The sequence below is a fragment of the Rhodococcus sp. PBTS 1 genome, from assembly GCF_001620025.1.
GTDB lineage: Bacteria > Actinomycetota > Actinomycetes > Mycobacteriales > Mycobacteriaceae > Rhodococcoides > Rhodococcoides kroppenstedtii.
The window spans coordinates 1-18,791 of record NZ_CP015219.1 but is presented as its reverse complement, the minus strand read 5'-3'; the positions used below and the strand labels follow the sequence as shown (position 1 = coordinate 18,791).

The window sequence follows — 18,791 nt, the reverse complement described above, 5'->3', positions numbered from 1 at the left end:
GTCACGACAGCCGCGCCCGCGCGTGGTGATGCCCGTGTGCCCCCGCCGGGGGAACCCCGAATTCCGGGTTCCCCTGTCCGCGACCCCACACCCGCACCCCACCTGCTCGGAGCCCACCCATGCCGTCTCTCGGTCCCCGTCCGTCGACCCTTCGTGCCGACTGCCGATCGTGTGTCGCCCTGTGCTGCACCGCGTTCGGTTTCACTCGCTCGATCGATTTCGCCGTCGACAAGCCGGCCGGCACGCCCTGCCGGAACCTCGACTCGTCGTACGCCTGCACCATCCACGATTCCCTGCGCGGTCGCGGCTTCCGCGGCTGCGCCGTCTTCGACTGCCTCGGCGCCGGGCAGGCGGTGTCCCGTCGGTTCGCGGCCGAGCTGGCCGCCGGTCCCGACGCGCGCCGCTCCGTCTTCGGGGTGTTCGGCGTCGTCCGGCACTGCCACGAGATGCTGTGGCATCTCCACGAGGCCGCCCAGCGCACCCGCGACGACGGGACGGCCGACGCGGTCCACCGGCTGACCACCGTCGTCACCCGCCTCGTCGGTGACGACCTCGACCTGATCCTCGCGGCGGACGTCGACCCGATCCACGCTGCGGTCGGCGATATCCTCGCCGAGGTGAGTGCCGAGGTCCGCGCGTCGTACCTGGCCGATCCGGATCGACCGACCGGCATGCCCACCGCCACGGACCTGGCCGGCGCGCGGCTACGGGGGCGACGCATGTGCGGAGCCGACCTCCGGGGTGCGTGCCTGATCGGCGCGGACCTGCGAGGAACCGACCTCACCGCCGCCGACCTCCTCGGCGCAGACCTGCGCGACGCCCGACTGAACGGCGCCGACCTCACCGGGGCGTTGTTCCTCACGCCGTCGCAGGTGAACGCGGCACACGGAGACGCGGCCACGGCGCTGCCGGCATCGCTGTCGACGCCGCAGCACTGGCTCGGGCGCGCATGACCGTCGGTAGCCTGACCCTCATGGCGTCACGGTTCTGGTCCCTGCTCGGTCGATCGGTCGCGAAGGGACACGCGCGGTCGCGCCGGGCGGTGGCGGACGCCGGGTCGGTCGACGTCGACACGGTGACTGCCGACGCGTTGCGCGAGAAGTTCGACCTCCCGCGGTTCTTGGCCCTCGCGCGGGAGACCGCCGACACCGCGATCGGGCTGCGCCCGTTCGACACCCAGCTCTACGCCGCCGTCCGGTTGCTCGAGGGCGACGTGGTGGAGATGGGGACCGGCGAGGGCAAAACGCTCGCCGGGGCGATCGCCGCGGCCGGGTACGTCCTGCAGGGGCGCACCGTGCACGTGGTGACGGTCAACGACTTCCTCGCCCGGCGCGACGCGGAGTGGATGGAGCCGTTCTACCGCGCCCTGGGCATCGACGTCGGGGCCGTCACGGCGGAGTCCACCGCGGACGAGCGGCGCAGCGCGTACGCCTGCGCGGTGACCTACGCGTCGGTCAACGAAATCGGATTCGACGTTCTCCGTGACCATCTGGTGGACGATCCCGCCGATCTCGTCGCCCCCACCGCGGACGTCGCCGTGGTCGACGAGGCGGATTCGGTCCTCGTCGACGAGGCGCTGGTACCGCTGGTCCTGGCCGGCGGCACCGAGCAGGACGGCGGAGCCGACGACGTGCTGGCCGCCGTGCGCACGCTCGATCCGGACACCGACCACGCCACCGACGCCGAGCGTCGCAACGTCTTCCTCACCGACGCGGGGGCCGAGAAGGTCGAGGTCGCACTGGGCGGCATCGATCTCTACAGCGAGGAGCACGTCGGGACCACGTTGGTGCGAGTCAACCTCGCGCTCCACGCGAAGGTGTTGCTGCGCCGCGACGTCGACTACATCGTGCGCGACGGCCGGGTGCAGTTGATCGACGCGTCTCGTGGACGGGTGGCGGATCTGCAGCGGTGGCCCGACGGGCTGCAGGCGGCGGTGGAGGCCAAGGAGGGGCTGCGACGCACCGACACCGGCCGCATCCTGGACAGCATCACCGTGCAGGCCGTGATCGGTCGGTACCGTCGGGTGTGCGGCATGACGGGCACGGCTCTCGCTGCGGGAGAACAACTTCGGACGTTCTACGGTCTCGGCGTGTCGGTGGTGGAGCCGAACGAGCCGTTGATCCGCGTCGATCGGCCCGATCGGGTCTACGCGACGGCCCCCGAGAAGACCGCGGCGGTGGTCACGACGGTGGCGGAGGCCCACGCCGAGGGTCGGCCCGTCCTGGTGGGCACGCACGACGTGGCCGAATCCGAAGCACTCTCGGAACGGCTGACGGCGCACGGAATTCCGGTGACCACCCTCAACGCCAAGAACGACGCCGAGGAGGCGGACATCGTCGCCCGGGCGGGGGAACGCGGGGCGGTGACCGTCTCGACGCAGATCGCGGGGCGCGGCACCGACATTCGCCTCGGCGACGGTGTGCGCGAGCTCGGCGGACTCCTGGTGGTGGGCACCGGACGCTTCGTCACCGAACGCCTCGACAACCAGCTGCGCGGGCGCGCGGGGCGGCAGGGCGATCCGGGCGAGTCGGTGTTCTTCGCCTCCTGGGACGATCCCCTGGTCACCTCCTTCCTCGACGCGAAGGACCGGCCGGGTACGCCCGACGCGTCGGGCTTCGTCGCCGCACCGTCCGCAGCGTCGCGCATCGACCACGCCCAGCGCGTCGCCGAGGGCGCCATGCTCGCCACCCACTCCTCGACGTGGCGCTACAACCGCCTGACCGCGCAGCACCGCGACATCCTCGACACCCGTCGTCACGCCCTCCTCATCACCGACGAGGCGTGGGACCTGCTCGCCGGCCGCAACCCGGAGCGGGCCGAGCAGCTCGCCGAGGACGTGCCGCACGACGCGCTGGTGGTCGCGGCGCGGCGGATCGTGCTGCACCACCTCGACCGCGCGTGGAGCGACTACCTGGCCCACCTGGCCGACGTCCGGGAGAGCATCCACCTGCGTGCGCTGGGCCGGGAGAATCCGCTCGACGAGTTCCACCGCATCGCGATCGACGCGTTCGCCGAGGTGCAGTCGCGGGCTCTGGACGAGTCGGACCGCACCTTCCGGACCGCCGACATCGGTCCGGACGGGGTGGACCTGGAGTCGCTGGGGCTCGTGCGGCCGTCGTCCACCTGGACCTACGTGCGGGAGTCGGAGCGGCCGTCGCTGTTCTGACCCCCCCGGCCGATCGATGCTGCGCCGGAGCACACAGGCGCGCCTAATCGACGGGATCCCGCCGTTCGCGGCGACTTCTGTGCACGCAAGCATGGCGCCGGGGCCGATCGGCCCGAACCATTGCGAGCGAGCACTCTCTTTCTGTACGGTGACGCCATCCCACGTGATGGAGGTCACATGAGCGACTACGACGTCATCCTGTCCGGCGGCACGGTGTTCGACGGCAGCGGCGGGCCCGGCGTCCGCGCCGACGTCGGCATCAGCGGCGGGGAGGTCCGCGCGGTGTCCTCGACCCCGCTCGATCCCGGCCCCGACACCGAGGTGATCGATGCCGCCGGCCAGTGGGTGATGCCGGGCTTCGTGGACGTGCACACGCACTACGACGCCGAGGTCCTGGTCGGCCCCGGCCTCACCGAATCCGTCCGCCACGGCGTGACGACGGTGCTGCTGGGCAACTGCTCGCTGTCCACCCTGTACTCGACACCCGTCGACATCGCCGACCTCTTCAGCCGCGTCGAGGCGCTCCCCCGTGACCACGTGCTGAAGGCCGTCGACACCCACAAGACGTGGTCGAGCCCCGAGGAGTACATCGCCGCACTCGAACGTCTCCCGTTGGGCCCCAACATCGCTGCGCTCGTGGGCCACTCGGACCTGCGGGCGAAGGTCATGGGCCTCGATCGGTCCACCGATCCGAGCCAGCGGCCCACCCGCCGGGAGAGCGCGCAGATGGCCGAGGCGCTCGACCGTGCGCTCGACGCCGGCCTGCTCGGCTTGTCGACCATGACCAACCCGTGGGACAAGCTCGACGGCGACCGGTACCGCTCGCGCTCCCTGCCCTCGTCGTACGCGTCGTGGTCGGAGTTCCGCCGGCTGCACCGCATCCTGCGTCGCCGGGGCCGACTCCTGCAGTCGATCCCGAACCTCAACACCAAGTACGACATGATCTTCTTCCTCGGCGCCGCCACGGGTGTCGGCCGGAAAGCACTCAAGGTGTCGCTGCTCGCCGCCGCCGATCCCAAGGCGTCCCCGTGGATCCATCGCATCTTCGGCCCCCTCGCGGCACTGGTGAACGGACCCGGCCGGGGCGACTTCCGCTGGCAGCACCTGCCCACCACCTTCGACGTCTACTCCGACGGCATCGACCTGGTGGTGTTCGAGGAGTTCGGTTCCGGCCGGGCTGCGCTGCACCTGCGAGAAGAGCTGGGCCGCAACGAGTTGCTGCAGGACGAGGCCTACCGCCGGTGGTTTCGCGCGGACTTCGAGAAGAAGTTCTCCTCTCGGGTGTGGCACCGCGACTTCGCGGACGCCGAGATCACCGAGTGCCCCGACGCGTCGGTGGTGGGCAAGAACATCGCCGAGGTGGCCGACGAGCGCGGGATTCACGTGGTCGACGCCTTCCTCGATCTGGTGGTCGAACACGGGCGAAAGCTACGATGGCACACCACCATCGCCAATCACCGCCGCAAGCAGATGGACAAGCTGATCACCCGACCGGGTGTCACGGTCGGCTTCTCCGACGCCGGCGCGCACCTGCGGAACATGGCGTTCTACAACTTCGGCATTCGCCTGCTGCGTCGGGTGCACGACGCGCGGGAGGGCTTCCTCACCGTCGCGCAGGCCGCGCACAAGCTCAGCGGCGAGTTGGCGGACTTCTACGGCGTCGACGCCGGTCACCTGCGGATCGGGGACCGAGCGGACATCGTCGTGGTGAACCCGGCCGGCCTGACCGACGAGGTCGACGCGTACCGGGAGGAGACCATGCCGGAGTTCGGCGGCCTGAGCCGCATGGTGAACCGCAACGACGACGCGGTCACCGCCACGCTCGTCGGCGGCCGGGTGGTCTACCGCGGCGGCCGCTTCGCCTCGTGGTTCGGCGTCTCCGAGCGCGCCGGGCAGTTCCTGCGCGCCGGCGTGCGCACGCCCGCCGCGGGCGCGGCCGCTGCGGGCGAAGACCGCCGATCGGCCGCCGCGGGCGCCGACCGCCGACCGGCAGCAGTGTGAGGCGGACCCAGGAGGAACGCCGGACCGCGACCGTCGGCAAGCTCGTCGACGCCGCCATCGCCTCGCTGTGCGAGAAGGGCTACGCCGCCACGACGGTCACCGAGGTGGTCACCCGCGCGGGCCTGTCCTCGGGGGCGATGTTCCGGCACTTCCCCACTCGGCTCGACCTGATGGTGGCGGCGGCGGACGAGGTGCGCCGCCGACAGTTCGAGGAGTTCCGGACGGGTCTGTCGGCGTTCGGATCGGCGTCGGTCGAACACTGCCTGACCCTGTTGCGCGCGGCGTGCCGGGCACCGATCAACGGCGCCTGGTACGAACTGCTCATCGCGGCGCGCAGCGATCAGGCATTGCGAGAGCGGCTGGTGCCCTTCACCGAGCGGTACCACGCGGAGATCGTCGCGCTCGGCCGAACTCTGCCCATCGCCGGGTCACTGCCCCCGGCCGAGGTGGATACCGTGCTCTTCTCGGTGGTATTCCTCCTCGACGGGGAGGCCCTCTCCGCCGTCGTGCATCCGCAACCCGAGCAGGAGCAGCTCCGGCTGGACCTGGTGGCCCGGTTGTTGCGCGGCGACTCGGTGCATCGACGAAGCGAGGCGAGTTGACCCAGCAGGAACCACCCGAGCCGCACGCGCAGTGGACGGTCCGGTCCACCGGAGCGGACGTCGCGGTCTTCGAGTACGGCCGACGCGACGCGGAGACGACCGTCGTTCTCGTGCACGGATATCCGGACGATCACCGCATGTACGAGCCGCTGATCGCCGCTATCGGCGACCGCGCTCGCGTCGTCGCCTACGACACCCGCGGCGGTGGTGACACCCTCCTCGACACTCCGGACCGCACCGCGTCCTACGCCCTCGAGCGACTGGCCGAGGATTTCTGGGCAGTGGTCGACTCCATCCCCGATCGCGACGGTCCGGTCCACGTGTTCGCGCACGACTGGGGATCGGTCCAGATGTGGGAGCCGTTGCGCGACAGTCGCGCTCGTGTCGACGTCGCCTCCTACACCTCGGTGTCCGGACCCAGCATCGACCACCTGCGGGCAGTGTCGCGCCGGCGGGGCCTGCGCCCCTGGCAATGGCCGTCGTTGATCGGCCAGCTGGGTCGGTCCTGGTACATCTGGGGCTTCCACGTCCCCGTGCTCGGGAAGTACGTGCCGACGGCGTTCGTCAAGGCCGGACCGAACGATCCGGCTCCCGCGGCCACACCCGAGAACATGGCACGCGGGGTGGAGTTGTACCGCGCCAACATCGTTCGACGGATGATCTCCGGTCCCGAGCCACGGTGCGAGGTGCCGACGACGATCGTCGTGCCGAGGCGGGATCGTTTCCTCTCCCCCGACCTCGTCGAGGACGTGGAGCGGTGGGCCCCCGATCTTCGTATCGTGCGGGTCGACGCGAAGCACTGGTGGCCCTGGACCCACCCCCGCGACGCGGCGGAACTCCTCCTCGGTCGCGCCTGAGCCGCGGACGGGCGCGTCGCCGGGTCACTCGATCCGGCGGCCGCCCTCCAACCGGACCACCCGGTCGGCGGCGGCGATCACCGCGGGGTCGTGCGAGACGCAGACCACGGCGGCGCCGCGACGTGCCTCGTCGACCATCGCGGCCCGGATCCGCTCGGCGCTCGCGGCGTCGAGTCCAGTGGTCGGCTCGTCGAGCAACAGCAGGTCCGCCCGCCGCGCGAGCCCCTGGGCGAGCAACGCACGCTGACGCTGACCGCCGGACACCGTCGCGAACGACGCCGAGGCGAGATCGGCGATGTCGAGGCGGCGCAGCGCGCCGTCCACCAGCGCCCGGGTGCCCGCACGCGCGGGGCGCCACCGACCGAGCCGACCCCAGGTACCCACCGTCACGACGTCCCGGACGGTGAGCGGCAGGCCGTCGGACACGGCGGTGCGCTGGGGAACGAATGCGATCGTCCCCGACACCACCCGCCGACCCGCCGTCGGCACCACGGTGCCCGCGATCGTCTCCACCAGAGTCGATTTGCCGGAACCGTTGGGTCCGGCGATCACCGTCACCGTGCCCGCGCGGACGTCCAGGTCGACGTCGCGCAACGCCACGGTGCCGTCGTATTCCACGCGGAGTCGGGTGAGGTGGGCCGAAACGAGGGTCATCACCACACCATAGACGGTTTTGATAATCGTTTTCGATACTGTTACGTTCCCGACCGTGACGAATCCGGCACTCGGTGCGCTGATGGACCCGTTCGCCCACGGGTTCGTCCAGCGCGCTGCCCTGGGCGGTGCGCTGGTGGCCGTGCTCTGCGGTGTCGTCGGCACCTGGGTCGTGGTGCGCGGCATGGCCTTTCTGGGTGAAGCGCTCGCGCACGGCATGCTGCCGGGGGTCGCGCTCGCCACCGTGCTGGGTGCTCCCGTGCTGGTGGGCGGAGCCCTCGGCGCCGCGGTCATGAGCGTCGGTATCACCGCGCTGCAGCGTCGCGGCCGACTGTCGTACGACACCAGCATCGGCCTGCTGTTCGTGGCCATGCTCGCACTCGGCGTCATCGTCGTGTCCCACTCCGGAAGCTTCGCCACCGACGCCACCACGATCCTGTTCGGCGACGTGTTGGCGATCGACGAGACCGACCTCGTTCTCCTCGCCGTGGCCACGGCGGTCGGAATCGCCGCCGCGACGGCCTTCCACCGCCCTCTCGTGGCGCTCGCGATCGACCCGCGTATCGCCGCCGTCCTCGACCTCGGCCCCCGCTCGGCCCGCGCGGTCCTGGTCGCCCTCGTCACCCTCGCCGTCGTGGCGTCGTACCAGGCCGTCGGCTCGCTGCTGGTCGTCGGCCTGTTGCTCGCCCCGGCCGTGGCGGCCGGTCCGTGGACCGACCGCATCCCGACCCGCATGGTCCTGGCGGCCGTGATCGGGGTCGCCAGTGTCGTTGTCGGCCTGCTGGTCTCGTGGCACGCAGCCACCGCGGCCGGCGCCTCGATCGCGGCCACGGCCATCGCGGCGGCCGCCCTGTCGCACGCGGCGCACGCGGCTCTCCCCACCCGTCGACGCGCGTCGACACCCGTCCCCGAAAGGTCACCGTGCACCACCGACTGACCCGCGCCGTCCTGGCGCCCGCTCTTCTCACGCTCGCCCTGTCCGGGTGCAGCGCCGAGCCCGCACCGGTCGACGATCGGGCGGCCGACGAGACCGCCGTCGACGCGAGCGGTGACGGCCACGGCGCGATCGACGGCGCCGAGGAACTGGCCGAGCCGCGCCTCGGTCTCACGTCCGTCGACGCCGCCGGGACGGTCACCCACCTCGACCTTCTCGACGAGACGACGACCGAGCTCGGCCGTGTCGACCCGCCCCGCGCGGTGCACACCGACGGTCGATACCTGTTCGTGCAGAACGATTCCGGCGTCGAAATAGTCGACAGCGGTGTGTGGACGTGGGACCACGTCGACCACTTCCACTACTACCGGGCGCAGCCGCGCCTCCTCGGCACGGTGCCCGGGGACGGCGACGTCACCGTGAGCACGACGAACTCGTCGACGTCCGGCGGGACGGGGCTGTACTTCGCCGGGTCCGGCGACGCCGTCCTGCTCGACACCGAGGCACTCTCTCGCGGTGAGATCCGCGAACTCTTCCGGGTCACCGGCGCTCCGGGTCCCGGCCTGACCGTCCCGGTCGGTTCGTTCGCGCTCGTCACCGAGGGGAGCGGCGCGGCGCGCACCGTCGTCGGCCGTGCCGCCGACGGGACACCCACCGGACTCGTCGACTCGTGCCCCGACGCCGGCGGTACCCGGACCACGCGGGTCGGCGCCGTGATCGGCTGCGCCGACGGCGCCCTCCTCGCCACGGCCACCGACGACGACGTGACGACGCAGCGCATCCCCTACCCCGAGGGGCTGTCCGGTGTGTCCGTGGCCGAGTTCGACAACCGAGAGGGCCGGCCGACGGTCGCCGGCCTGGTCGGCGACGAGATCCTGCTTCTCGACACCCGCGACAGGTCCTGGACCCGGCTGCCGGCTCCGGCCCCGCTGGTGCACGTCACCGCGGTCGACGACGGCGACGACCACGTGCTCGCGGTGGCCCGCGACGGTCGCGTCCTCGTCCTGCGCGGCACCGACGGAGCGGTCCTGGCCGAGACCGCGCCCCTCGTCGCGGCGTCGGTCGCTGCCGGTGCCACGCCGACGCTCGTCGCCGACCAGCAGCGGGCCTACCTGAGCGGACCCGTCGAGAAGACCCTGTACGAACTCGATTTCGCGGACGACGCACGCATCGCCCGGACCTTCGACACGGCGACCGAACCCGTGTTCACCGCCGGGACGGGGCGCTGACATGACACGACGGTTACTGTCCCTCGCCGCGGTCGCCCTGGTGATCTGCGGCGCCGCAGCGTGTTCCGCGACGGACGACGACCGACCCACCGTCGTCGTCTCCACCAACATCCTCGGCGACGTGGTGTCGAGCGTCGTCGGAGACGAGGCGCGCGTGGTCACCCTCATGAAGCCGAACGCCGACCCGCATTCCTTCGAGATCTCGGCGCAGGACGGCGCCCTGCTGCGGTCCGCCGATCTGGTTGTCTCCAACGGTCTGGGACTCGAGGAAGGTCTCCAACAGCACCTCGACGCGGCTGCGGCAGAACGAGTTCCGACCTTCGTCGCCGGCGATGCCGTCGACGTCCTCGACTACCGGGACGGCGACGCGGCGGGAACGCCGGACTCGCACTTCTGGACCGACCCGACGCGGATGATCGACGTGGTCACCGCGCTGGAACCCGTGCTCTCCGGCCTGGACGGGGTCGACCCCGACAGGATCGCCGCGCAGACCGCCGAGTACACCGCGCGCCTGACCGAGCTCGACCGCACGATGGCGACGACGTTCGACGCCATTCCGCGCGATCGCCGAGCCCTCGTGACCAACCACCACGTGTTCGGCTACCTCGCGGACCGCTACGACTTCGACGTGGTCGGCACCGTGATTCCCGGCGGGACCACCCTCGCCGCACCGTCGGCGTCCGACCTGTCCGATCTCGTCGACGCACTCGAGCGCACCGGGGTCCCGGCCGTCTTCGCCGAATCCTCCGCACCCGACCGACTCGTCCGCGCCCTGGCCGACGAGGCCGATCTCGAGGTGCGCGTCGTCGAACTTTTCTCGGAGTCCCTCACCGAACCCGAGGGCGGAGCCCCCGACTACCCGACCATGATGCGCGCCAACGCCGATCGCATCGCCGACGGACTCGCCCCCTGACCGGAATCACCCTCACAGAAATGGATCACCGCATGCGCATCAACGCCGTTCGACGATCGACCACCGCGGTCGTCGCCCTCACCGCCGCCGTCGCTCTGACAGCCTGCTCCGCCGACACCTCGACCACGTCGGACGCTGCGACCACGTCCGACGGCGCCACCGCCGAGCCCGGACCCCGCGTCGTCGTGTCCTACGCGGGCGGGCTTCGCGTCCTCGACGCCGAGACGCTCGCCGACGTCGCCGACTTCACGTCCGAGGACTACACCCGCCTGAACGCCGCCGGCGACGGGCGTCACGTCATGGTCACCACCAGTGCCGGATTCCAGGTGCTCGACACCGCGGCGGGCACGGCGGACACCCCGGAACTCACCGACACCGTGTTCCCCGCCGAGAAGCCGGGCCACGTGGTCCACCACGCCGGGCGCACCGTGCTCTACGCCGACGGCACCAGCGACACCACCATCCTCGACACCGCCGCTCTGGGTACGACCGACGGCATGCCCGAGACGGAGACCGTCCCCGGCACGGAGGCTCATCACGGCGTCTCCGTGGTCCTGTCCGACGGCACTCTGCTGACTACCGTCGGAAACGCCAACGGGCGCACCGGTATCGAAGCCCGGTCCGAGAACGGGGACGTCGTTGCCTCGAGCGACCGCTGCCCGGGCATCCACGGCGAGGGCACAGCGCAGGACGAACGGGTCGTGTTCGGGTGCGAGAACGGCGCCCTGGTCTACGACAGGGGCGAGGTCACCAAGCTCGACGCACCGGACCAGCCGTACGGCCGGATGGGCAACACGTACGTGAGCGAGACCAGCCCCCTCGTCGTCGGCGACTACAAGGACGACCCCGACGCGGAAGGTCTGCTGCTGGACCGGGTGACCGTCGTCGACACCGAGGCCAAGACGCTCGACGTGGTCGACCTCCCCGCCGGAGTCGAGTACACCTGGCGCGGCGTCACCCGCGGCCCGAACGATCTGGCCTACCTGATCGGCACCGACGGCGCGGTCCACGTCTTCGACCCGACCACCCGCACGGTCACGGCGTCCTACCCGGTCATCGGAGAATGGGACGGCCCCGCTCGGTACCAGGACGCGCACCCGGGGATCTCCGTGGTGGGCGACACCGCGTACGTCACCGAGCCCGCCACGAACACCGTCCACGCCCTCGATCTGACGACCGGCGACGTCGTCGCCACCGCGACCCTGGACGTCACGCCCAACGAGTTCGTCGCCGTCGCCGGCTGACGACGGTTATCGACGGAACCCGCCCTCGGAGTCGATGACCTGCCCGGTGATCCACGCGGCGTCGTCGGTGCAGAGCCAGGCGATCAGCCGGGCGGCGTCGTCGGGTGATCCGATGCGCCCCGTCGGAAAGCGCGCCGCTACTGCGGCGCGGTCGGCCGGGGACAGGTACCCGGTGTCGGTGGGGCCGGGGTTGACGGTGTTGACGCGGATTCCGACGTCGGCCAGCTGGTCGGCGACGGTCACCGTCACCCCGGCCAGCGCCGCTTTGGCCGCGGCGTAGGCGATCTCACCGGGCATCGGGCCGAGGTGTTGGCCGGAGGTGAGGAAGACGATCGATCCGGGACGGCCCGGGACGTGGCGAGCCGAGAAGCCCTGGGCCAGCAGGATCGACGTGCGCGCGTTCACGGCGAAATGTCGGTCCAGATCGGCGGCGGTCAGGGCGCCGAGGGGACCGTCGGACCCGGACAGAGCCTGGTTGCAGACGAGGACGTCGACCGCGCCGAATTCCGCTGCGGCGCGGTCGACGATCGCCTCGGGCGCACCGGGGTCCGTGAGATCGCCGGACACCTCCATCACGCGAGCGCCCGCCACCAGTCGGGAGCGCACGCTGTCCACGACCGCCGCGACGTCGTCGCCGCCCCAGGGTTGCTCCGCGTCGTGCGGCGAGTGGTGATGGCACACCACGTTCGCCCCGAATGCCGCGAGCCGACAGGCGACGGCGTGGCCGATCCCCACCCGCCGGCTCACCCCGGTGACCACGGCGGTGCGACCGAGCAGGGGGTACGGATCGCGCACGCTCACGCCGGCCAGTACACCAGACCGCGCGAGGATCGCCACACGATCGGCGCGGAGTCCGCGGATTCGCGGATCGGCGCGCGATCGTGTGGCAGAACTCGCGGCGACTCCTACGCCCCGATCCGATCTCCCGTCTCCGGGTGGAACAGGTGGGCCGAACCCTCGCGCTTGCGCAGCGTCACGGTCTCACCGATCCGCGCCGGGGCCCGCTGCGGGGACCGCGCGACGATGGTGGCCGAGGTGCCGTCGATCGCGCGGATCTCCCGGTCGGGGAAGCTCGCGTAGAGGTAGCTCTCGTTGCCCAGCTCTTCCACCAGGTCCACTTGCACCAGCAGGCCGTCGTCTTCCGCGCTCCCGATCTCGAGCTGCTCGGGACGCAGGCCCAGGGTCACCTCGTCGAGGCCCGCCGCCGCGATGGCGGTCAGCTGATCGCGCTCCAGAGCCACGAGACGCTCACCCACCCGGACCCCGCCGGACGCGACGGGCACCGTGAACAGGTTCATCGCGGGTGAGCCGATGAAGCCGGCCACGAACGCGTTCACCGGGTGGTCGTAGAGCTCGGTGGGCGAGGCGAACTGTTGCAGGCGGCCGTCTTTCAGGATCGCCACGCGATCACCCATCGTCATGGCCTCGACCTGGTCGTGCGTGACGTACACCGTGGTAGTGCCGAGGCGACGCTGCAGAGCGGCGATCTGCGTGCGGGTCTGCACGCGGAGCTTGGCGTCGAGGTTCGACAACGGCTCGTCCATGCAGAACACCTGCGGCTCGCGCACGATCGCGCGGCCCATGGCGACACGCTGACGCTGACCACCGGAGAGCTTGCCGGGCTTGCGGTCCAGGTACTCGGTGAGGTCGAGCAGCTTCGCTGCTTCCTGCACCTTGCGGTTCCGCTCCTCCAGTCCGACGCCGCGCATCTTGAGCGCGAACCCCATGTTCTCCCCGACGGTCTTGTTCGGGTAGAGCGCGTAGTTCTGGAACACCATCGCGATGTCGCGGTCCTTGGACGGCACGCCGACCATGTTCTTCCCACCGATCTCGATGGCACCGCCGTCGATCTCCTCGAGGCCGGCGAGCATGCGCAGCGCGGTGGACTTCCCGGACCCCGACGGTCCCACCAGGACGACGAATTCGCCGTCCTGGATGTCGAGATCGAGCGAGTCGACGGCGAGCTTATCGGCGCCCTCGTAGATGCAGGACGCGTTCTTGTACGAGATTGCAGCCATGATCGTTTCTCCTACTTGATGGCGCCGAAGGACAGGCCGCGCACGAGCTTGTTCTGCGCGAACCATCCGGCGAGGACGACGGGGAGGGCTGCGAACGTCGCAGCGGCGGAGAGCTGGGCCCAGTAGAGGCCCTGACCGGTGATGAAGCCGACCAGGTAGACCGGAATGGTCTGCGCCTGAACGGCGGTGAGGTTCACGGCGAAGAAGAACTCGTTCCAGGAGAAGATCACGCAGATGAGCGACGTCGCCGCGATCCCGGGCGAGACCAGCGGCAGGATGACCTCCCGCACCGACGTCAACAGCGAGGCGCCGTCCATGCTCGCGGCCTCGAGCAACTCGCTCGGCACCTCGAGGAAGAACGAGCGCATCATCCACACCGCGATCGGCAGGTTCATCGCCGTGTAGAGAACGATCAGCGCCCAGATGTTGTCCAGCAGACCGATGTCGCCAACGATGACGTACAGCGGCACGATCGCCGCCACGACGGGAAGCATCTTGGTCGAGATGAAGAAGAACAGCACGTCCTGCGTCTTCTTCACCGGGCGCAGCGACAGTGCGAACGCGGCCGGAACCCCCAGCAGCAGAACGAGAAGCGTCGAGACCACGGTGGCGAACGCCGAGTTCGCGAGGGTGGTACCGATCCGCTCTCGAGCACCCCGCGGTACTGATCGAGGGTGGGCGTGAAGAAGATCTTCGGGGTGGAGGTGTAGGCGTCCGCCTCCTGCTTGAACCCGGTGATCACCATCCACAGCACCGGGAAGAAGAAGACGATGCCTGCGATCCAGGCGACGAGGACCAGATCGACCCCGGTCCCCACGACCGCTTCCGGGACACCGGGGCGGTCGTGCTCGGGCGCTCCGATCGGTGCCCGTCGGTGGTGGTGCTCATCAGGCCGCCTCCTCTTCCGCTGAAGCTCTGAAGATCAGTCGCAGCGCCAAGGTGCTGACGACGATGGTGCACCACGTGACGACGCCCATGGCCGCCGCCCGTGTGCCCCATCGTCGTCAAGCACCTTGGCGCGCGCTGACTACGAGTCAGCGGAAGGGGCGGCTGATGAGCACCACCACCGAGCGGGGCACCGATCGGAGCGCCCCGAGCACGACCGCCCCGGTGTCCCGGAAGCGGTCGTGGGGACCGGGGTCGATCTGGTCCCTCGTCGCCTGGATCGCAGGCATCGTCTTCTTCTTCCGTGCTGTGGATGGTGATCACCGGGTTCAAGCAGGAGGCGGACGCCTACACCTCCACCCCGAAGATCTTCTTCACGCCCACCCTCGATCAGTACCGCGGGTGCTCGAGAGCGGGATCGGTACCACCCTCGCGAACTCGGCGTTCGCCACCGTGGTCTCGACGCTTCTCGTTCTGCTGCTGGGGGTTCCGGCCGCGTTCGCACTGTCGCTGCGCCCGGTGAAGAAGACGCAGGACGTGCTGTTCTTCTTCATCTCGACCAAGATGCTTCCCGTCGTGGCGGCGATCGTGCCGCTGTACGTCATCGTTGGCGACATCGGTCTGCTGGACAACATCTGGGCGCTGATCGTTCTCTACACGGCGATGAACCTGCCGATCGCGGTGTGGATGATGCGCTCGTTCTTCCTCGAGGTGCCGAGCGAGTTGCTCGAGGCCGCGAGCATGGACGGCGCCTCGCTGTTGACGTCGGTGCGGGAGGTCATCCTGCCGCTGGTCTCGCCCGGGATCGCGGCGACGTCGCTCATCTGCGTGATCTTCTCCTGGAACGAGTTCTTCTTCGCCGTGAACCTCACCGCCGTTCAGGCGCAGACCATTCCGGTCTACCTGGTCGGCTTCATCACCGGTCAGGGCCTCTACTGGGCCCAGCTCTCCGCCGCTGCGACGTTCGCAGCCCTCCCCGTCGTCCTCGCCGGATGGTTCGCGCAGAACAAGCTCGTGCGCGGCCTGTCCTTCGGCGCCATCAAGTAGGAGAAACGATCATGGCTGCAATCTCGTACAAGAACGCGTCCTGCATCTACGAGGGCGCCGATAAGCTCGCCGTCGACTCGCTCGATCTCGACATCCAGGACGGCGAATTCGTCGTCCTGGTGGGACCGTCGGGGTCCGGGAAGTCCACCGCGCTGCGCATGCTCGCCGGCCTCGAGGAGATCGACGGCGGTGCCATCGAGATCGGTGGGAAGAACATGGTCGGCGTGCCGTCCAAGGACCGCGACATCGCGATGGTGTTCCAGAACTACGCGCTCTACCCGAACAAGACCGTCGGGGAGAACATGGGGTTCGCGCTCAAGATGCGCGGCGTCGGACTGGAGGAGCGGAACCGCAAGGTGCAGGAAGCAGCGAAGCTGCTCGACCTCACCGAGTACCTGGACCGCAAGCCCGGCAAGCTCTCCGGTGGTCAGCGTCAGCGTGTCGCCATGGGCCGCGCGATCGTGCGCGAGCCGCAGGTGTTCTGCATGGACGAGCCGTTGTCGAACCTCGACGCCAAGCTCCGCGTGCAGACCCGCACGCAGATCGCCGCTCTGCAGCGTCGCCTCGGCACTACCACGGTGTACGTCACGCACGACCAGGTCGAGGCCATGACGATGGGTGATCGCGTGGCGATCCTGAAAGACGGCCGCCTGCAACAGTTCGCCTCGCCCACCGAGCTCTACGACCACCCGGTGAACGCGTTCGTGGCCGGCTTCATCGGCTCACCCGCGATGAACCTGTTCACGGTGCCCGTCGCGTCCGGCGGGGTCCGGGTGGGTGAGCGTCTCGTGGCTCTGGAGCGCGATCAGCTGACCGCCATCGCGGCGGCGGGCCTCGACGAGGTGACCCTGGGCCTGCGTCCCGAGCAGCTCGAGATCGGGAGCGCGGAAGACGACGGCCTGCTGGTGCAAGTGGACCTGGTGGAAGAGCTGGGCAACGAGAGCTACCTCTACGCGAGCTTCCCCGACCGGGAGATCCGCGCGATCGACGGCACCTCGGCCACCATCGTCGCGCGGTCCCCGCAGCGGGCCCCGGCGCGGATCGGTGAGACCGTGACGCTGCGCAAGCGCGAGGGTTCGGCCCACCTGTTCCACCCGGAGACGGGAGATCGGATCGGGGCGTAGGAGTCGCCGCGAGTTCTGCCACACGATCGCGCGCCGATCCGCGAATCCGCGGACTCCGCGCCGATCGTGTGGCGATCCTCGCGCGGTCTGGTGTACTGGCCGGCGTGAGCGTGCGCGATCCGTACCCCCTGCTCGGTCGCACCGCCGTGGTCACCGGGGTGAGCCGGCGGGTGGGGATCGGCCACGCCGTCGCCTGTCGGCTCGCGGCATTCGGGGCGAACGTGGTGTGCCATCACCACTCGCCGCACGACGCGGAGCAACCCTGGGGCGGCGACGACGTCGCGGCGGTCGTGGACAGCGTGCGCTCCCGACTGGTGGCGGGCGCTCGCGTGATGGAGGTGTCCGGCGATCTCACGGACCCCGGTGCGCCCGAGGCGATCGTCGACCGCGCCGCAGCGGAATTCGGCGCGGTCGACGTCCTCGTCTGCAACCAGGCTCTGTCCGGGTCCGACGGTCCCCTCGGCGCCCTGACCGCCGCCGATCTGGACCGACATTTCGCCGTGAACGCGCGCACGTCGATCCTGCTGGCCCAGGGCTTCTCGGCTCGCCACGTCCCGGGCCGTCCCGGATCGATCGTCTTCCTCACCTCCGGCCAACACCTCGGCCCGATGCCCGGTGAGATCGCCTACGCCGCGGCCAAAGCGGCGCTGGCCGGGGTGACGGTGACCGTCGCCGACCAGCTGGCCGACGTCGGAATCCGCGTCAACACCGTCAACCCCGGCCCCACCGACACCGGGTACCTGTCCCCGGCCGACCGCGCCGCAGTAGCGGCGCGCTTTCCGACGGGGCGCATCGGATCACCCGACGACGCCGCCCGGCTGATCGCCTGGCTCTGCACCGACGACGCCGCGTGGATCACCGGGCAGGTCATCGACTCCGAGGGCGGTTCCGTCGATAACCGTCGTCAGCCGGCGACGGCGACGAACTCGTTGGGCGTGACGTCCAGGGTTCGCGGTGGCGACGACGTTCGCCGGTCGTCAGATCGAGGGCGTGGACGGTGTTCGTGGCGGGCTCGGTGACGTACGCGGTGTCGCCCACCACGGAGATCCCCGGGTGCGCGTCCTGGTACCGAGCGGGGCCGTCCCATTCTCCGATGACCGGGTAGGACGCCGTGACCGTGCGGGTGGTCGGGTCGAAGACGTGGACCGCGCCGTCGGTGCCGATCAGGTAGGCCAGATCGTTCGGGCCGCGGGTGACGCCGCGCCAGGTGTACTCGACTCCGGCGGGGAGGTCGACCACGTCGAGCGTCTTGGCCTCGGTGTCGACGACGGTCACCCGGTCCAGCAGCAGACCTTCCGCGTCGGGGTCGTCCTTGTAGTCGCCGACGACGAGGGGGCTGGTCTCGCTCACGTACGTGTTGCCCATCCGGCCGTACGGCTGGTCCGGTGCGTCGAGCTTGGTGACCTCGCCCCTGTCGTAGACCAGGGCGCCGTTCTCGCACCCGAACACGACCCGTTCGTCCTGCGCTGTGCCCTCGCCGTGGATGCCCGGGCAGCGGTCGCTCGAGCAACGACGTCCCCGTTCTCGGACCGGGCTTCGATACCGGTGCGCCCGTTGGCGTTTCCGACGGTAGTCAGCAGAGTGCCGTCGGACAGGACCACGGAGACGCCGTGATGAGCCTCCGTGCCGGGGACGGTCTCCGTCTCGGGCATGCCGTCGGTCGTACCCAGAGCGGCGGTGTCGAGGATGGTGGTGTCGCTGGTGCCGTCGGCGTAGAGCACGGTGCGCCCGGCGTGGTGGACCACGTGGCCCGGCTTCTCGCGGGGAACACGGTGTCGGTGAGTTCCGGGGTGTCCGCCGTGCCCGCCGCGGTGTCGAGCACCTGGAATCCGGCACTGGTGGTGACCATGACGTGACGCCCGTCGCCGGCGGCGTTCAGGCGGGTGTAGTCCTCGGACGTGAAGTCGGCGACGTCGGCGAGCGTCTCGGCGTCGAGGACGCGAAGCCCGCCCGCGTAGGACACGACGACGCGGGGTCCGGGCTCGGCGGTGGCGCCGTCGGACGTGGTCGCAGCGTCCGACGTGGTCGAGGTGTCGGCGGAGCAGGCTGTCAGAGCGACGGCGGCGGTGAGGGCGACGACCGCGGTGGTCGATCGTCGAACGGCGTTGATGCGCATG

At 70.3% G+C, this 18,791-nt stretch carries 15 protein-coding genes and 3 pseudogenes; 12 read left to right on the top strand and 6 right to left on the bottom strand.

Annotated features, from left to right (window positions below; genetic code table 11):
* Positions 1 to 119: 119 nt before the first annotated feature.
* From A3Q40_RS21055 to A3Q40_RS00065, 5 genes and pseudogenes are all read left to right on the top strand, one after another.
* Positions 120 to 953, top strand: coding sequence for a pentapeptide repeat-containing protein (locus A3Q40_RS21055; protein WP_068099277.1), 834 nt, complete (start codon positions 120 to 122; stop codon positions 951 to 953).
* Positions 950 to 3,136, top strand: a pseudogene (gene secA2 / locus A3Q40_RS00080) (accessory Sec system translocase SecA2); the annotation flags it as partial. The gene A3Q40_RS21055 and the pseudogene secA2, both read left to right, overlap by 4 nt.
* A gap of 207 nt (positions 3,137 to 3,343) precedes the next feature.
* Positions 3,344 to 5,167, top strand: coding sequence for an N-acyl-D-amino-acid deacylase family protein (locus tag A3Q40_RS00075; protein WP_068099275.1), 1,824 nt, complete (start codon positions 3,344 to 3,346; stop codon positions 5,165 to 5,167).
* Entirely contained in the window at positions 5,164 to 5,769 is a 606-nt protein-coding gene (locus A3Q40_RS00070; protein ID WP_235606379.1) for a TetR/AcrR family transcriptional regulator, read from the top strand. The genes A3Q40_RS00075 and A3Q40_RS00070 overlap by 4 nt, the downstream gene beginning before the upstream one ends.
* Entirely contained in the window at positions 5,766 to 6,626 is an 861-nt protein-coding gene (locus A3Q40_RS00065) for an alpha/beta fold hydrolase (RefSeq protein WP_068099274.1), read from the top strand. Before A3Q40_RS00070 ends, A3Q40_RS00065 begins: the two co-directional genes overlap by 4 nt.
* Positions 6,627 to 6,650: 24 nt before the next feature.
* On the opposite strand, the gene aztA is transcribed toward A3Q40_RS00065, so the two are convergent.
* Positions 6,651 to 7,280 carry a zinc ABC transporter ATP-binding protein AztA gene (aztA, locus tag A3Q40_RS00060; RefSeq protein WP_068104738.1) on the bottom strand — a complete coding sequence of 210 codons (630 nt, stop codon included), beginning with the start codon at positions 7,278 to 7,280 and terminating at the stop codon, positions 6,651 to 6,653.
* 55 nt (positions 7,281 to 7,335) lie between these two features.
* On the opposite strand from aztA, the gene aztB reads away from it, so the two are divergent.
* The 4 genes from aztB to aztD are packed head-to-tail and all read left to right on the top strand — an operon-like array spanning position 7,336 to position 11,600.
* Positions 7,336 to 8,217 carry a zinc ABC transporter permease AztB gene (gene aztB / locus A3Q40_RS00055; RefSeq protein ID WP_235606377.1) on the top strand — a complete coding sequence of 294 codons (882 nt, stop codon included), beginning with the start codon at positions 7,336 to 7,338 and terminating at the stop codon, positions 8,215 to 8,217.
* Positions 8,202 to 9,443 carry an ABC transporter gene (locus A3Q40_RS00050; RefSeq protein ID WP_068099273.1) on the top strand — a complete coding sequence of 414 codons (1,242 nt, stop codon included), beginning with the start codon at positions 8,202 to 8,204 and terminating at the stop codon, positions 9,441 to 9,443. The genes aztB and A3Q40_RS00050 overlap by 16 nt, the downstream gene beginning before the upstream one ends.
* A gap of 1 nt (position 9,444) precedes the next feature.
* Positions 9,445 to 10,356 (top strand): zinc ABC transporter substrate-binding protein AztC, encoded by a 912-nt coding sequence (gene aztC / locus A3Q40_RS00045; protein WP_068099272.1) that lies wholly within the window; start codon positions 9,445 to 9,447, stop codon positions 10,354 to 10,356.
* A 20-nt stretch (positions 10,357 to 10,376) separates the two neighbouring features.
* Positions 10,377 to 11,600: a zinc metallochaperone AztD gene (aztD, locus tag A3Q40_RS00040; RefSeq protein ID WP_235606376.1), complete on the top strand. Its 1,224-nt coding sequence runs from the start codon at positions 10,377 to 10,379 to the stop codon at positions 11,598 to 11,600.
* A 6-nt stretch (positions 11,601 to 11,606) separates the two neighbouring features.
* On the opposite strand, the gene A3Q40_RS00035 is transcribed toward aztD, so the two are convergent.
* From A3Q40_RS00035 to A3Q40_RS20670, 4 genes and pseudogenes are all read right to left on the bottom strand, one after another.
* Positions 11,607 to 12,401, bottom strand: a complete 795-nt coding sequence (locus tag A3Q40_RS00035) for an SDR family oxidoreductase (RefSeq protein ID WP_235606375.1) — start codon at positions 12,399 to 12,401, stop codon at positions 11,607 to 11,609.
* Between the two features lie 104 nt (positions 12,402 to 12,505).
* Entirely contained in the window at positions 12,506 to 13,618 is a 1,113-nt protein-coding gene (locus A3Q40_RS00030; protein ID WP_068099271.1) for an ABC transporter ATP-binding protein, read from the bottom strand.
* Positions 13,619 to 13,629: 11 nt separating this feature from the next.
* A pseudogene (locus A3Q40_RS00025) lies at positions 13,630 to 14,506 on the bottom strand (carbohydrate ABC transporter permease).
* 146 nt (positions 14,507 to 14,652) lie between these two features.
* Complete coding sequence (locus A3Q40_RS20670) at positions 14,653 to 14,793, bottom strand: hypothetical protein (RefSeq protein ID WP_235606626.1); 141 nt, start codon at positions 14,791 to 14,793, stop codon at positions 14,653 to 14,655.
* On the opposite strand from A3Q40_RS20670, the pseudogene A3Q40_RS00020 reads away from it, so the two are divergent.
* From A3Q40_RS00020 to A3Q40_RS19620, 3 genes and pseudogenes are all read left to right on the top strand, one after another.
* Positions 14,729 to 15,550 (top strand): annotated as a pseudogene (locus A3Q40_RS00020) (carbohydrate ABC transporter permease). The gene A3Q40_RS20670 and the pseudogene A3Q40_RS00020 overlap by 65 nt on opposite strands.
* Before the next feature lie 11 nt (positions 15,551 to 15,561).
* On the top strand, positions 15,562 to 16,674 hold the full coding sequence (locus A3Q40_RS00015; RefSeq protein WP_068099271.1) for an ABC transporter ATP-binding protein: 1,113 nt from the start codon (positions 15,562 to 15,564) through the stop codon (positions 16,672 to 16,674).
* 104 nt (positions 16,675 to 16,778) lie between these two features.
* Positions 16,779 to 17,693, top strand: a complete 915-nt coding sequence (locus A3Q40_RS19620; protein WP_235606378.1) for an SDR family oxidoreductase — start codon at positions 16,779 to 16,781, stop codon at positions 17,691 to 17,693.
* A gap of 554 nt (positions 17,694 to 18,247) precedes the next feature.
* Here the strand turns inward: A3Q40_RS19620 and A3Q40_RS20555 are convergent.
* Positions 18,248 to 18,790 (bottom strand): hypothetical protein, encoded by a 543-nt coding sequence (locus tag A3Q40_RS20555; RefSeq protein ID WP_201132899.1) that lies wholly within the window; start codon positions 18,788 to 18,790, stop codon positions 18,248 to 18,250.
* Between the last annotated feature and the right edge of the window lies 1 nt (position 18,791).